This window comes from Kitasatospora sp. NPDC001540, from assembly GCF_042894345.1.
Classification (GTDB): domain Bacteria; phylum Actinomycetota; class Actinomycetes; order Streptomycetales; family Streptomycetaceae; genus Kitasatospora; species Kitasatospora phosalacinea_C.
The window spans coordinates 33804-47676 of the sequence record NZ_JBIAVO010000024.1; the positions used below are offsets into that span (position 1 = coordinate 33804).

Annotated in this window: 12 protein-coding genes; 6 read left to right on the forward strand and 6 right to left on the reverse strand. The window is 73.1% G+C overall.

The window, feature by feature from the left end; genetic code table 11:
• Window positions 1-77: 77 nt before the first annotated feature.
• Window positions 78-728, forward strand: coding sequence for a haloacid dehalogenase-like hydrolase (locus ACFY00_RS25480; RefSeq protein ID WP_388033871.1), 651 nt, complete (start codon window positions 78-80; stop codon window positions 726-728).
• Window positions 729-740: 12 nt separating this feature from the next.
• Here the strand turns inward: ACFY00_RS25480 and ACFY00_RS25485 are convergent, their stop codons facing one another.
• From ACFY00_RS25485 to ACFY00_RS25495, 3 genes are read right to left on the reverse strand one after another with little or no spacing between them, the layout of a single operon-like run.
• Window positions 741-1640: a hypothetical protein gene (locus tag ACFY00_RS25485; RefSeq protein ID WP_388033872.1), complete on the reverse strand. Its 900-nt coding sequence runs from the start codon at window positions 1638-1640 to the stop codon at window positions 741-743.
• A 22-nt stretch (window positions 1641-1662) separates the two neighbouring features.
• Entirely contained in the window at window positions 1663-3018 is a 1356-nt protein-coding gene (locus tag ACFY00_RS25490; protein WP_388033873.1) for a hypothetical protein, read from the reverse strand.
• Window positions 3018-3935 carry a hypothetical protein gene (locus ACFY00_RS25495; RefSeq protein WP_388033874.1) on the reverse strand — a complete coding sequence of 306 codons (918 nt, stop codon included), beginning with the start codon at window positions 3933-3935 and terminating at the stop codon, window positions 3018-3020. The genes ACFY00_RS25490 and ACFY00_RS25495 overlap by 1 nt, the downstream gene beginning before the upstream one ends.
• 332 nt (window positions 3936-4267) lie before the next feature.
• On the opposite strand from ACFY00_RS25495, the gene ACFY00_RS25500 reads away from it, so the two are divergent.
• Genes ACFY00_RS25500 through ACFY00_RS25510 form a run of 3 tightly spaced genes read left to right on the forward strand, consistent with a single transcriptional unit; the run spans window position 4268 to window position 7101 of the window.
• Window positions 4268-4519, forward strand: coding sequence for a hypothetical protein (locus tag ACFY00_RS25500; RefSeq protein ID WP_388033875.1), 252 nt, complete (start codon window positions 4268-4270; stop codon window positions 4517-4519).
• Between the two features lie 44 nt (window positions 4520-4563).
• The gene (locus tag ACFY00_RS25505) at window positions 4564-5808 is read left to right on the forward strand and encodes an RCC1 domain-containing protein (protein WP_388033876.1); all 1245 of its coding nucleotides are present in this window, start codon (window positions 4564-4566) and stop codon (window positions 5806-5808) included.
• A gap of 27 nt (window positions 5809-5835) precedes the next feature.
• Entirely contained in the window at window positions 5836-7101 is a 1266-nt protein-coding gene (locus ACFY00_RS25510) for an RCC1 domain-containing protein (protein ID WP_388033877.1), read from the forward strand.
• A 73-nt stretch (window positions 7102-7174) separates the two neighbouring features.
• Here ACFY00_RS25510 and ACFY00_RS25515 read toward each other — a convergent pair whose 3' ends face one another.
• Entirely contained in the window at window positions 7175-7366 is a 192-nt protein-coding gene (locus tag ACFY00_RS25515) for a hypothetical protein (protein WP_388033878.1), read from the reverse strand.
• Window positions 7367-7637: 271 nt separating this feature from the next.
• Here ACFY00_RS25515 and ACFY00_RS25520 point away from each other — a divergent pair, with 271 nt between their 5' ends.
• On the forward strand, window positions 7638-8237 hold the full coding sequence (locus tag ACFY00_RS25520) for an HAD family hydrolase (protein ID WP_388033879.1): 600 nt from the start codon (window positions 7638-7640) through the stop codon (window positions 8235-8237).
• A 137-nt stretch (window positions 8238-8374) separates the two neighbouring features.
• Here ACFY00_RS25520 and ACFY00_RS25525 read toward each other — a convergent pair whose 3' ends face one another.
• Both ACFY00_RS25525 and ACFY00_RS25530 read right to left on the reverse strand, forming a co-directional pair.
• A complete protein-coding gene (locus ACFY00_RS25525) occupies window positions 8375-8911 on the reverse strand; it encodes a hypothetical protein (RefSeq protein WP_388033880.1) in 537 nt (178 codons plus the stop codon).
• A gap of 111 nt (window positions 8912-9022) precedes the next feature.
• Window positions 9023-11350 (reverse strand): ATP-binding cassette domain-containing protein, encoded by a 2328-nt coding sequence (locus tag ACFY00_RS25530; protein ID WP_388033951.1) that lies wholly within the window; start codon window positions 11348-11350, stop codon window positions 9023-9025.
• A gap of 310 nt (window positions 11351-11660) precedes the next feature.
• Here ACFY00_RS25530 and ACFY00_RS25535 point away from each other — a divergent pair, with 310 nt between their 5' ends.
• Window positions 11661-13865: a carbohydrate-binding module family 20 domain-containing protein gene (locus tag ACFY00_RS25535; RefSeq protein WP_388033881.1), complete on the forward strand. Its 2205-nt coding sequence runs from the start codon at window positions 11661-11663 to the stop codon at window positions 13863-13865.
• Window positions 13866-13873: the final 8 nt, after the last annotated feature.

A 13873-nucleotide genomic window follows, 5' to 3' on the forward strand; every position in this document is an offset into this window, starting at 1 on the left:
TGCGGCACACTGGGCCCGGCGGTCCGGTTCGGGCGGGGTCGGGGACGCGGACAGGGGACGCGGACGGGGAGGGCGCGGTGGCGGAGCCGAGCGTGGCGGTGTTCGACCTGGACGGCACGCTGTGTCGGGGTGACTCCTTCGCGGGGTTCCTGCGGCGGTCGATGCTGGACGGGCGGCTGCGCGCGGCCCTCTCGCTGGCCGCGGCGGTGGTGCTGGTGCCGCTGTTCCTGCTGCCCGCAGGGCGGCGTCGGGCGGTGCGCGGCTTCGTGCTGCTGGCCACCGCGGGCCGCAGTGCCACCCAACTGGCGCAGATGGCAGCGCAGTTCGCGGTGGAGCACGCGGCGAAGGGGCGGATCGAGCCGGTGCTGGAGCGGCTGCGCGAGCACCGCGAGCGCGGTGACCGGGTGGTGGTGGCGACCGGCTGCGCCGAGCCGCTGGCGTCCGCCGTGTGCCGCGAACTCGGCCTGGGGGACGTCGAGGTGCTGGCCGCCGAGCTGGCGCCCGGGCGTTTCGCGCACCGGCCGGTGCGCGGTTGCCTGGGCGTGCAGAAAGTCGCCCGGCTGAGCGACCTGGGCATCGCCGTGCCGGTCGGTCACGCCTACACCGACAGTTCGATGGACCTGCCGCTGCTGCGGGCCGCCGAGCGGCGCTTCCTGGTCGAACCCCGGCCGCGCACCGTGGCCCGGGTGCGGGCCGCGCTGGGGCCGGAGTTCACCGTGCTGGACTGAGGGGTCGGCGGCTCAGCAGTACCACCAGCTGCCGGGTGCGAGGACGGTGTCGCCCGGTTCGAGGTTCTCGGTGTGCAGGTTCGCCACCTGGCAGAGGCCGCCGAGCGCCGCGTTCGGGTCCTGCTCGCGCGGGGTGTTGGTGAACTCGCCCAGGGCCTGGGTCTGTTGGTCGATCCCGGCGTTCTCCTTCTCGCCCTTGCCCGCGACCGAGTCGAGGCAGTCCCGGCTGGTGGCCGGGCACTTCTCCAGCTTCTCCTTGTTGCCCGCGTCGGTGGTGCACGCGGGGCTGCTCGCGCCGTCGCCCGCGCAGGGGCCGGAGGCGGCGGGGGTCGGGGGCGGCGGCGGGGTCTGGAGCGCCTGCACGTTGGTGACCATCGGACGGCAGGTCGGGTCGGTGCTCGGGGTGCCGAAGGTGAAGGTGACGGCGGGGGCGTCCTCGGCGGCGGTGAAGGAGTAGCTGCGGCCGATGGACCAGTTGGGCTGGCCGTTGGCGTCCTTGGTGGTGTACGTGCCGGGCGCGTTGTCCGCTCCGGCGACGGACACCGTGTAGGGCCGCCCGCCGCCGGAGGAGACGCAGGAGTCGGGGTTGTCGTCCCAGGTCAGGGTGGTCGTCGCACCGCTACGGACGCCGCGCACCCGGGTGCCGATCGGCGCCGAGGTGGCGGTGGCGAGGACCACGGCCTGGAACTGGCGCGGGTGACCGGCGCGACCGGCGGACGCCAGGAGGGTGTCCCCGGTCCAGTCGTCGGCGGCGCCGCCCCAGAGCTGCCCGGCGGGCACGGTGGGGGAGGAGAGCGTCGCGTTCGGCACCACCGCCGGTTGGGTGTCCGCCGCGCCGGACGGCCACGGTGCGGCGAGGGCGAGGGCGGCTCCGAGCGGGACGGCCAGCAGGCGAAGGCGGGTGAGCGGCACGGTGGACTCCAGGGGGCAGGGATCAGGGGTTGAGCGGGACGGTCCGGGTGGGCAGACGCTGCGGCGGGGCGTCCAGCGGGAGCAGGCGCTTGTCCGGGCCGGCCGTGTTGTCGGGCGTCCCGGCGGTCGGGCGGGCGGCGCCGCAGCGTTGCAGCTCGACCTCGGTGAGCGGGCCGGTGCGCTGGTAGTAGCGGTCCGGCAGCGAGGTCGCGGGGACGTCGAAGGTGGCGTCCAGCCGGTAGTTGTTGCGGGAGTTGGTGAACGAGCCGACCACCCGCTCGCGGGCGGGCTGCACCTCGATCCAGCTCACCTCGCCGGGCTGGATCACCGGGTTCAGCGGCTTGCTGGTGGTCCGCGACCAGGTCAGCGGGTTGCTGGTGGACACCGCCGCCGCGTTCCCGCCCGCCACGCTGAAGCCCGCCTCGACCTGACTCGCCACGTTGGGGCGGCTCTTGGCCAGTTCGGAGCGGCTGGGCAGCAGCGGCGCGCCCTTGAGCGCGTAGTACTGGGTGAGGCTGTCGTACGGCGGCTCGGTGACCTCCAGCTTGCGGTCGTCCGTGATCGCGTTGCGGGTGCAGTTCAGGTACACCTCGCCGACGATCCGGGTCTGCCCGTAGTACTGGTACGAGTACCGCTTGTCGACGGTGAACGTGCAGGTGGTCGGCGAGCCCTCGCAGTCGTCCACCGCCACGCCGGGCTCCAGCGGGTCGTTGCCGCGGTACGCCTTCGGTGGTGGCAGCTGCTCCTTGCGGACCTTCTGGTCGACCGGCGCGGGCGTCTGCTTCGCCTGCACGTTGGTGATCAGCGGGCCGCAGGACATCGACCCGGCGGGCTCCGCCGAGTCGAAGGAGACCATCGGGTTGTCCTCGGTCGCGGTGAACGAGAAGCTGCGCCCCGTCGTCCAGTTGGCGGTGCCGACGGTGTCGCTGCCCGCGGTGGTGACCTGCGGGTCGGGCGCGGGCCCGTCGGTGATCAGCGAGACGTTGTACGTCTGGCCGTCCTTGACCTGCTCCGGGGTGCAGCCCCGGTACGTGCTGGGGCTGTCGTCCCAGGTGAGGGTGGTGGTGGAGCCCCGCTTGACGCCCCACAGTCGGGTGCGCAGGGTCAGCGGGGCGCCGTTCCAGTTCAGCGAGGCCGCCTGGTAGCCGCTCGGGTGCTGGGCCAGGCCCTTGCCGAACACCACGCCGTTGCTCTCCGGCGACCAGCCCGCGTGCCCGGCCTGGGTGCCGTTGTCGGGGGCGACCGGGTCGGCGAAGGTGCCGTTCGGGACGGTCGCCTCGACCGTGTCGGCGGCGTGCGCGACACCCGGCGGGGCGGTCAGGGCGAGGGCGGTGGCGAGCAGAACCGAGCCGGTGGTGTAAGGGAGTTGACGGAGCATCAGCACTGACCCCATTGCTTCGGCGGGATGACCATGTACGCGGGCGGGAGGCCGTCGGTGAGGGCGTTCGACAGCGGGCAGAGGTTCTGGGCGGCGGCGTCCGGGCTCTCGTCGCGCGGGATGTTCCCGAAGTCCTTGACGGCCCCGGTCTGTTGACCGATCCCGTCGTTGGTCTGCTGGCCGTCCCCGGCGACGCTGCTCAGGCAGTCGCGGCTGGTGGGCGGGCACTTGTCGATGTCGCTCTTGGCCTTGCCGACGTCCTTGCACTCCTGCGTGTCGGCCGAGCCGCCCGCGCACGGGTCGGAGGCGGCGGCCGCGCCGGGCGGCGGTCCGGTGGGGGCGGTCTGCTTGGCGGCCACATTGGTGATGGACGGCTGGCAGCTCTGCTTCGCGTTGGACGCGTCGAAGGAGAAGGTGACCCGGGGCGAGTTGTCGGTGGCGGTGAAGGAGTAGGACCGGCCGAGGAACCAGTTCGCCTTCCCGTTGGGGTCGTTGGTGGTGAACTTGCCGGGCTGGTCGGCGGCGCCCGCGACCGTCACCGTGTAGGCGCGCTTGGGGAGGTCGCTGCCCGCGCAGGTGTCCGGGTTGTCGTCCCAGGTCAGGGTGACCGTGGCGCCCCGTGGGACGTCGCGCAGCAGGGTGCTCAGCGGCTTGCCCGAGCCGGGGGTGGCGAGGAAGGCGGCCTGGTAACCCCGCGGGTGGTTGGCCCGCCCCGCGGAGAGCAGGCCCGGACCGTCCCACCCCTCGATGTCGAGGTACGCCCAGTCCTGCCCGGACGGGACGGTCGGGGAGGCGAAGGTGCCGTTCGCCACCGTGGCCGGGCCGGTGTCCTCGGCACCCGCCGGGGCCGCGAGGGCGAGGATGCAGACGCTACTGAGGGTGATGGCCAGGTGTCTGGCCGGTGAGGTCCGGAGCAACGGGGGGCCTCCCTGAACTCGGCTACGGGGCCGATCGGTTGATGGCTGGTCGAGAATTCCGGCGACCAAGATCCCTGGTCATGCTGGGTGGATCGACTACGCACCGCAACCGAGGGCGGACCGAACGGGGGGTGGGCGAAGGACCGACTGCGCCGTTGGCATGGAAAGCAGTCGGTATCCGCACGAACCAGGTGGCGGTGGGTTAGGCATTCCGGCGATCGGATCGTCATTTCTCGACTTCGACTCTGACTTCGACTTCGACCGGAGTCGGACCGCCGCCGCACGCCTCCCGTGCCGTGCCGAGCCGCGCCCGACCTGACCACGAGGCACCGATGACACTCCACGCCCGAAGCGCCGCCCTGCTCGCGGCCGCCGCCCCCTGCCTGCTCGCCTGCCTGCTCGCCGCGCCCCCGGCCGCCGCCGCCCAGGCCCCTCCCGCGCAGGGTGACCGCCCCGCACCGCAGGGCGCCCCGCACGCCGCGCACCGGCCGGTGGACAAGATCCACCCCGTCCAGCCCCCGCCCGGACGGCTCGCCCGGGGCGGGCCCGTCCAGCGCACCGCCCCCGGCACCCCGTCCCGTTGAGGCCCCGTCACCCCACGCCCCGCACGTCCATGGAGGAACCACCGATGCACCGCACGCTGCGCCAGCTGCCCGCCGCCACCCTGACCGCGATGGTGGCCGGACTGACCCTGGTGTCCACCACCGTCCTGCCGGCCGGCACCGCGTCCGCGTACGACCTGCGGCTGCGCGCCTGGGGCAACAACGCCAACGGGCAGCTCGGGGACGGCACCGCCAAGACCCAGCGGCTCACCCCCGTCTCGGTGGTCGGCATGGCCGGGGCCGAGCTCAACGGCATCGCCGCCGGAGGCACCACCAGCGGCACCACCGTCACCGGGTTCGCGCTCGCGCTGCTGGGCAACGGCACCGTCGAGGCCTGGGGCAAGAACGACAAGGGCCAGCTCGGCAACGGCACCACCAGCGCCACCGAGGACGCCGCCGTGCCCGGCCTGGTCGCCGGACTGACCGACGTCGAGGCCGTCGCCGCGGGCGGCGCGCACGCCCTGGCCCTGCTCAAGGACGGCACCGTCAAGGCGTGGGGCCTCAACGACAAGGGCCAGCTCGGCGACGGCACCACCGTCAACACCAGCCTGCCCGTCACCGTCGCCGGGCTCTCCGACGTCAAGGCGGTCGCCGCCGGTGACACCTTCAGCATGGCGCTGCTCAAGGACGGCACCGTCAAGACCTGGGGCAACAACGACAAGGGCCAGCTCGGCGTCACCCCGCTGCCGGTCAGCTCCACCGCGCCCGTTCCCGCCGCCACCCCCGCGACCCGCAACACCGCGATGAGCATCCCCGGCCTCACCACCGTCAAGGGCATCGCCGCCGGGGCCAACCACGCCCTCGCCCTGCTCGCCGACGGGCACGTCTACGCCTGGGGCCTCAACGACAAGGGCCAGCTCGGCGACGACACGACCGCCAACAAGCCCTACCCCGTGCCCGTCCAGGAGCTCACCGACGTCACCGCGCTCTCCGCCGGAGCCACCCACAGCCTCGCCCTGCTCCAGGACCACACGCTGCGCGCCTGGGGCGCCAACGACAAGGGGCAGATCGGCGACGGAACCACCACCCAGCGCAACACCAGCGTGCCCGTGCCCGGGGTGACCGGCATCGAGGCGATCGCCTCCGGCGCCGCGCACAACCTGGCCGTGCTCGCCGACGGCACCGTGCAGGCGTGGGGCCTCAACGACAAGGGCCAGCTCGGCGACGGCACCACCAACCAGCGCAACACGCCCGTCCAGGTGCTCGCCAAGTCCGGCAGCGTCTCCCTGGTCTCCGCGCCCAGCAACGGCAACTTCAGCCTCGCGCGCTGACCCGCCACCCCTAGAGAAAGGCCCTCCATGACGCCCTCCCAGAACGCCGCCGCTCCCCGCACCCCGCTGCGCGCCCGGCTGCGCCCCGCGCTACGGCCCGCCCTCGCCGCCGGGCTGGCCGCGTTCACCGCGCTCAGCCTGGCCGCCGTGCCCGCCGGGACCGCGCACGCGCAGGAGAAGCGGCTCAAGGCCTGGGGCAACAACCGCTCCGGGCAGCTCGGCGACGGCACCTGGACCGACTTCCGCACCACCTCCACCACCGTGCTCGGCCTGACCAGCGCCGAGGTCGACAAGATCGCCGCCGGTGGCGGCGGCTCCACCACCGGGCACGGGCTGGCGCTGCTCAAGGACCGCACCGTGATGTCCTGGGGCGCCAACAGCTCCGGGCAGCTCGGCGACGGCAGCGTCTTCAGCCACAACGCGCCCGGACAGGTCGTCAACCTCTCCGACGGCCGCGACGTCGCCGCCGGGGGCTGGCACAGCCTCGCCCTGCTCGCCGACCAGACCGTGGTCGCCTGGGGCCGCAACAACTACGGGCAGCTCGGCAACGGCACCAACAGCGACAGCAGCGTCCCCGTCCGGGTCGAGGGCCTCAACAAGGTCGTCGCGATCGCCGCGGGCCTCAACCACAGCATCGCGCTGCGCGAGGACGGCACCGTCTGGGCCTGGGGCTACAACATCAACGGGCAGCTCGGCGACGGCACTTCGGCCAGCCGCAACGTCCCCGCGCCGGTCGGCGGCCTCAGCGGCGTCACCGAGATCGCGGCCGGGTGCAACCACAACCTGGCCCTGATCGGCCCGCCCAGCGGCGGCACCAAGCCCACCAGCGGCAACTCGGTCAAGGCCTGGGGCTACAACGCGACCGGGCAGCTGGGCGACAACAGCACCATCAACCGGTACGCGCCCGTCGACACCCAGGGCATCTGGCTCGGCGGCGTCTCGCAGATCGCCGCGGGCTGCAACCACAGCCTGGCCGTCACCGACAGCGACAACAAGCTGAAGGCCTGGGGCCAGAACACCTCCGGCCAGGTCGGCGACGGCACCACCGACTACCGGATCACCCCCGTCCCGGTGCCCGGCATCAAGGGCGTCCAACTCGTCGCGGGCGGCCGCGAACACACCATCGCGCTGCTCGGCGACAACACCGTTCGCTCCTGGGGCGCCAACGGCTCCGGCCAACTCGGCAACGGCACCACCACCGAGAGCAGCACCCCCGTCACCACGCTCACCGCACTGACCGGCGTGGACAAGATCGCCGCACCGGTGGGCGGTGACTTCAGCCTCGCCAACTGAGGCCGCAGGAACGGACGGACGGACGTTCAAGGGCCCGCGCGGTGTTCGCGCGGGCCCTTCGGGTTGCCGGTCCTCAGGTGGTGCGGACGGGGCGGCGCAGGCAGACCCGGCCGGCCGGGTCGAGACCGAACGCGGCTTCCTCGGCCGGGAGTTGGCGCAGTGCCGGAGTGAGCTCGGCGGGCGGAACCTCGCGGAAGCCGATCCGCAGGTAGTAGGGGACGTTCCACGGGACGGAGCGGAAGGTGCTCAGGGTGAGGGTGGGCATCCGCCGCTCGGCCGCCCACCCCGCCACCCGGTCGATCAGCTGCCGATGTGGTGGAAGGTCTGTCCGGCGGCGAGCTGCAGGGTCGGGAGCTGCGGCAGGTCGGCCGGTCCGGCCGGGCGGACGGTGAGGGTCACCGGGGGATTCCAGCACGGGACGGGCCGGGCGGGCCGGCGAGTTCCGGGCGTCCTTGACCGGGCGGGGCGTCGGCAGGGAGGGTGTGGTGTGGACCAATGAGGTCGTGGCGTGACGTCAACTCACTTGGGAGGAAGGCATGGTCGTTCTGGATGACCCGGAGTCGTTCGCCGGTTTCGGGGCCGTGCTCTTCGACTGCGACGGCACCCTCGCCGACACCCACCCCGCCCACCACCTGGCCCTCGCGGCGACCCTGGCACCGTACGGGGTGGAGGTCAGCCGCGAGTGGTACGCGGGATACACCGGGACGTCCACCCCGGAGACGATCAGGGCTGCGCTGGCCGGGCAACGGGCCGCCGCGGACGACGAGTTGGTGGGTCGACTGGTGGGCGAGTGCAGCGAGCGCTACCTCGACCACCTGACCGCCGTCACCGAGATCGCCCCGGTCACCGCCCTGGCCCGCGCACTGTCCGGCCGCCTCCCGCTCGCCGTCGCCTCCGGCGGGACGCGCCGGACGGTGGAGGCGACGCTGCGGCACCTGGGGCTGGACGGGCTGTTCGCGTGCGCGGTGACCCGTGACGAGGTCCGGCACGGCAAGCCCGCGCCGGACCTCTTCCTGCTGGCAGCACGGCAGTTGGGCGTCGAACCGGCGGCGTGCGTGGTGCTGGAGGACGCGGACAGCGGGCTGCTGGCGGCGGCGCGGGCGGGGATGGCGGCGGTGGACGTGCGGGGGCGCTAGACGAGGTCGAACCCGATGCGGCGGCCCTTCGGGCGGGAGGAGGGGAAGGGTTCCTCGCGGGCAAGAAGGCCAAGGGCCGCAAGCGGTTCCTCGTGACCGGTACGCTCGGCCTGGACCTCGGCTCACCGGCCGGAGCCCTACTGGACCGGACCGGCCAGCGTTTCGATGGGCGGAAACGGCCGGTTCGGCTCTTCCCGGGTGAGGTTCGCCAGCTCTTCCGGTGGTTCGGCGCCGTCCCGAACGGTCGTGACGTAGACCCTCGCTTCCTGCAGGCCCAGTCGTGGGGCCTGCTTGCGCAGGTGGCTCATCGCGGCCACGACGCCCGCGGCGCGGGCGAGCGCGCGAACGGCGGAGGCCAGTGGATCGGGCGGTCTGATGCCCTTGATCTCCAGGAGGTACTGCTCCTCCCAGCCCGCTTCCTCCCACGAGACGGCGGGCACGTGGTGGATGCTCCCGTCGTGCCGGTCCACCAGGTAGTGGCCCCCGACGAAGCTGCCGCGCGCGTCACGGGCGCGGGCCTGTTCCGCCGAGCGCCAGAAGACGAGCCAGCCGACCGCGCGTTCCTGCACGTGGTAGACGTCGGGCGTGGGGGCGGGCCCCCGCCACGGCCACGTCGGCAGCTCTCGGGCCAGGAAGGACTCGACCAGCCCGACGGCGCGTTCCTTGGAGATCACGATCTCATCATTCGCCACAGGGCAACCGGTTTTCGGCATGCCTGCGCCGCCCCGGCCCAGATCTCGAACGCGGACCGAGGCCGGGACGTCGGTGAGTGGGCTCGCGGGCGATCAACTTCCCTGCGGGGAGAGGCGCTCCGCCAGGTACGGTCCCGTGCGGCTGGCGGGGGAGGCGGCGACGTCGGCCGGGGTGCCGGCGGCGAGGAGGCGGCCGCCCGCGTCGCCGCCGCCGGGGCCGAGGTCGATGACGTGGTCGGCTCCGGCGATCAGGTCGAGGTCGTGTTCGGCGACCAGGACGGTGGCGCCCGCGTCGACCAGGCGGTGCAGTTGGGCGGTGAGGACCTCGCTGTCGGCGGGGTGCAGGCCGGTGGTGGGCTCGTCCAGCAGGTAGAGGGTGTGGCGGCGGTGGGCCTGCTGGAGTTCGGCGGCGAGTTTGACGCGCTGGGCCTCGCCGCCGGAGAGCTCGGGGGCGGGCTGGCCCAGCCGCAGGTAGCCGAGGCCGACCTGCTGGAGGGTGGTGAGGACGCGGGCGGCGGGCGGAGTGTCGGCGAGGAACGCGGCGGCCTCGTCGACGGTCAGGGCGAGGACGTCGGCGATGGTGGCGCCGCGGTACGTCACCTGCAGGGTCTGCGGGTTGTAGCGGCTGCCGCAGCAGTCCGGGCAGGGGCTCCAGGCGGTGGGCAGGAACAGCAGCTCGACCTCGATTGCGCCCGCGCCCTCGCAGGTGGGGCAGCGTCCGGCGGCGACGTTGAAGGAGAACCGGCCCGCGCCGTAGCCGCGCGCCCTCGCCTCCGCGGTGGCGGCGAAGAGCTTGCGGACGCTGTCCAGCAGGCCGGTGTAGGTGGCCAGGTTGGAGCGCGGGGTGCGGCCCAGCGGGGTCTGGTCGAAGCTCACCACGCGGCGGTCCCCGGCGGCGTCGGCGACGGCCGCGAGCAGCGTCGACTTGCCCGCGCCCGACACGCCGGTGACGGCGGTGAGCACGCCCAGCGGCACGTCCACGTCCAGGCCGCGCAGGTTGTGCCGGGTGACGCCGCGCAGCCGCAGCACGCCGGTGGGGGTGCGGCCGCGGGACGGCGGCGGGGGCGGCGGGTCGAACAGGAAACGGCGGGTCGCGGAGGCGTCCACCGCGCGCAGGCCCTCGACCGGGCCGCTGTGCAGGATCCGGCCGCCGCCGCTGCCCGCGGCCGGGCCGACGTCCACCAGCCAGTCGGCGCCGCGCACCACCGCCATGTCGTGCTCGACCACGAACACCGAGTTCCCGGCGGCGCGCAGTTCGGCCAGGACGCGCCGCAGCGCCTCGGTGTCGGCCGGGTGCAGGCCCGCCGAGGGCTCGTCCAGGACGTACACCACGCCGAACAGGCCGGAGCGCAACTGGGTGGCCAGGCGCAGGCGTTGGAGTTCGCCGGTGGAGAGGGTGGGGGCGGTGCGGTCGAGCGAGAGGTAGCCGAGGCCGAGGCGTTCCAGGGCGGTGAGGCGGTCGACGAGGTCGGTGGTGATCAGGGCGGCCGGGCCGTCCCCGGCGGTGTGCGGGCGCAGCAGTTCGGCGAGCCGCCCGGCGGGCAGGGCGGCCAGGCCGGTGACGTTCAGCCCGGCGAAGGTGACGGCGAGCGCTTCGGGGCGCAACCGGTGGCCGTGGCAGTTCGGGCAGGTGGACTGCTCCAGGAAGGCGGCGGCCCTGGCGCGGGCGGCCTCGCTGCGGGACTCGGCGAAGGCCTTGAGGACCAGGCGCCGGGCGCTGCTGTACTTGCCCCGGTACGGGCGCTGGACGCGGCCGGGTTCGCGCTCGGGGTGGACGGTGACGACCGGCTGCTCCTCGGTGAACAGGATCCACTCCCGTTCGGCGGCGGGCAGTTCGCGCCAGGGCCGGTCCAGGTCGTGCCCGAGCGCGCCGAGGATGTCGCGCAGGTTCTTGCCCTGCCAGGCGCCGGGCCAGGACGCGACGGCGCCCTGCCGGATGGAGAGCGAGTCGTCCGGGACGAGCGAGCGCTCGGTGACCCGGTGCAGCACGCCCTGCCCGTGGCACTCGGGGCAGGCGCCGGCCGGGGTGTTGGGCGAGAACGCGTCGGAGTCCAACCGCGGCGCGCCGGGCGGGTACGTGCCGCAGCGGGAGAGCAGCATCCGCAGCAGGTTGGACGTGGTGCTGACGGTGCCGACGGTGGAGCGGCCGGACGGGACGGAGCGGCGCTGCTCCAGCGCGACGGCGGGCGGCATGCCGGTCACGGCGTCCACCTGCGGGGCCTCGACCTGGCGCAGCAGGCGGCGGGCGTAGGGGGAGACCGACTCCAAGTAGCGGTGCTGGGCCTGGGCGAACAGGGTGCCGAAGGCCAGCGAGGACTTGCCGGAGCCGGAGACGCCGGTGAACGCGACCACCGCTCCGCGCGGCACCGCCACCGTCACGTTCCGCAGGTTGTGCACCCGGGCGCCGCGCACCCGCACCATGCCGTCGTCGTCGATCTCGCCGTGGTTCACCGCGCCACGCTAACCCGGGGGCGGATGCGGGGCGGGGAGCGGCACGGGGAGTGAAAGTTCCTGAAAGAAATTTCGCTCCTGCTGGGGCGAGCTGGGCGGATGGTGGGGAGGTGTATACCTTTTCGGCGGATTCACCTACCCGATCCCTGTTTCCGGGAGGTGTGGATCCGAACGCAAGAAGATGAAATTTCTTGCAGAAAGCCTTGACGGTGCGTCGGGCCGGAGTGGATCGTCTTCCCGTTGCCTTCTCAAGTCCCCCACCACCTTGGGAGATTCGCCGATGACCCCTGTCCGTAGAACCGCGCCCGTGGCGGCCGCAGCCGGTGCCCTGGTGCTGGGCGGGCTGCTGCCGCTCGGCCTGCAGGGCACCGCACGGGCCGCCGCCACCCCCAACGGCGGCGACGTGATCGCCAACCTGTTCCAGTGGAACTGGAACTCGGTCGCGACCGAGTGCACCGACGTCCTGGGGCCGAAGGGCTACGGGGCGGTGCAGGTGGCCCCGCCGCAGGAGTCGATCTCGCTGCCCGGGCACCCCTGGTGGGAGGTCTACCAGCCGGTCTCGTACCGCCTGAACAGCCGGATGGGCACCGACGCGCAGTTCCGGGCCATGGTGACGGCCTGCCACGACGCCGGCGTGAAGGTGTACGCCGACGCGGTGATCAACCACATGGCGGGCAGCAACCAGAGCAGCACCACCGGCTACGGCGGCTCGGCCTTCAGTCCGTCCGCGTACAGCTACTCGGCGGTGCCCTACGCCAAGTCGGACTTCCACGGCTCCCCGCCGTGTCCCAACGCGGACCTGAGCGTCACCGACTGGAACAACGTCACCCAGGTCCAGGAGTGCCAGGCGCTGAACCTGGAGGACCTGAGCACCGAGAGCGACTACGTCCGCGGCAAGATCGCCGGGTACCTCAACTCCCTGGTCGGCGCGGGCGTCGACGGTTTCCGGGTGGACACGGCCAAGCACATCGCGCAGGCCGACATGGCGAACATCCTCTCCCGGGTCGACGACACCCGGTGGGGCGGTCGCCCGTACGTCTACCAGGAGGTCTTCCCTGGCGGCGGAAGCCAGTTGGCGCCCGCGGCCTTCGAGGGCAACGGCAGCGTGCTGGAGTTCACCTACGCCTCCAAGCTCTCCCAGCAGTTCAACGGGAACATCGCCAACCTGAAGACCTTCGGGCAGAGTTGGGGCTTCGAGCCGAGCGACAAGTCCGCCGTCATGGTGACCAACCACGACCTGGAGCGGGACCGGGCCACCCTGACGTACAACGACGGCGCCAAGTACAGGCTGGCGCACGTCTTCGAACTCGCCTGGGGCTACGGCACCCCGCAGGTCTACTCCGGCTTCCGGTTCAACAACAAGGACGACTCGCCGCCCGCCGACGGCAACGGCTTCGTCACCGACGTCAACTGCGGCAACGGCACCTGGACCTGCACCGACCGCGACCGGGGCATCGCCAACATGGTCGGCTGGCACAACGCCGCCCAGGGCCAGTCCGTCGCCAACTGGTGGGACAACGGCAGCAACGCGATCGCCTTCAGCCGCGGCAGCAAGGGCTGGGTCGCCATCAACAACAGCGGCTCCGCGATCACCCGGGCCTTCACCACCGGCCTCGCCGCGGGCACCTACTGCGACGTCGTCCACGGCGACCTCAGCGGTTCCGCCTGCACCGGCCCGACCGTGAGCGTGGACGGCTCCGGCAAGGCGACGGTCACCGTCAACGCGGGCGACGCGGTCGCGCTGTACGCCGCCACCACCGGCACCGCGAGCCCCAGCGGCAGCGCCAGTCCCAGCCCGAGCGGCAGCCCGAGCGGCAGCGCCAGCCCGAGCGCCGGCCCGAGCGGCAGCGCCAGCCCCTCGCCGTCCGCCGGCCCGACCAACCCCGGCGGGACGGTCACCGAGACGTTCAACGAGAACAGGACCACCGTCAACGGCCAGAACGTCTACCTGGTCGGCTCCCTGCCGCAGCTCGGCAGTTGGGACCCGAACGCGGCCGTCGCGCTCTCCCCGGCCGGTTACCCCGTGTGGAGCGGAAGCGTCCAACTGCCCGCCGACACCGCCTTCGAGTACAAGTACCTCGTCAAGGACGCCGCCGGGAACGTCACCTGGGAGAGCGGCGCCAACCACAGCGCCAACTCCGGCACCAACGGCGGCACGCTCAACGACAGTTGGGGTGGTACCACCGCGAGCGGCCAGGTCACGGTGAACTTCTCCGAGAACAAGAGCACCGTCTACGGGCAGAACGTCTACCTGGTCGGCTCCACCGCCCGGCTCGGCGGCTGGAACCCCGCCAACGCGCTGCCGATGTCCTCCGCCGCCTACCCGAACTGGAAGCTCTCGCTCACCCTGCCCGCGAGCACCGCCTTCGAGTACAAGTACCTCGTCAAGGACGCGGCCGGGAACGTCACGTGGGAGAGCGGCGCCAACCGCGCCTGCACCACCGGCGCCGCCGGGACGGTCAGCCTCGACGACAGCTGGAAGTAGCCCCGCCC

Coding starts and splice junctions, on each gene's coding strand:
- ACFY00_RS25490 (WP_388033873.1), bottom strand. CDS start 3,018: ATGCTCCGTCAACTCCCTTACACCACCGGCTCGGTTCTGCTCGCCACC.
- ACFY00_RS25500 (WP_388033875.1), top strand. CDS start 4,268: ATGACACTCCACGCCCGAAGCGCCGCCCTGCTCGCGGCCGCCGCCCCC.
- ACFY00_RS25515 (WP_388033878.1), bottom strand. CDS start 7,366: ATGCCCACCCTCACCCTGAGCACCTTCCGCTCCGTCCCGTGGAACGTC.
- ACFY00_RS25520 (WP_388033879.1), top strand. CDS start 7,638: ATGGTCGTTCTGGATGACCCGGAGTCGTTCGCCGGTTTCGGGGCCGTG.
- ACFY00_RS25530 (WP_388033951.1), bottom strand. CDS start 11,350: ATGGTGCGGGTGCGCGGCGCCCGGGTGCACAACCTGCGGAACGTGACG.
- ACFY00_RS25505 (WP_388033876.1), top strand. CDS start 4,564: ATGCACCGCACGCTGCGCCAGCTGCCCGCCGCCACCCTGACCGCGATG.
- ACFY00_RS25510 (WP_388033877.1), top strand. CDS start 5,836: ATGACGCCCTCCCAGAACGCCGCCGCTCCCCGCACCCCGCTGCGCGCC.
- ACFY00_RS25535 (WP_388033881.1), top strand. CDS start 11,661: ATGACCCCTGTCCGTAGAACCGCGCCCGTGGCGGCCGCAGCCGGTGCC.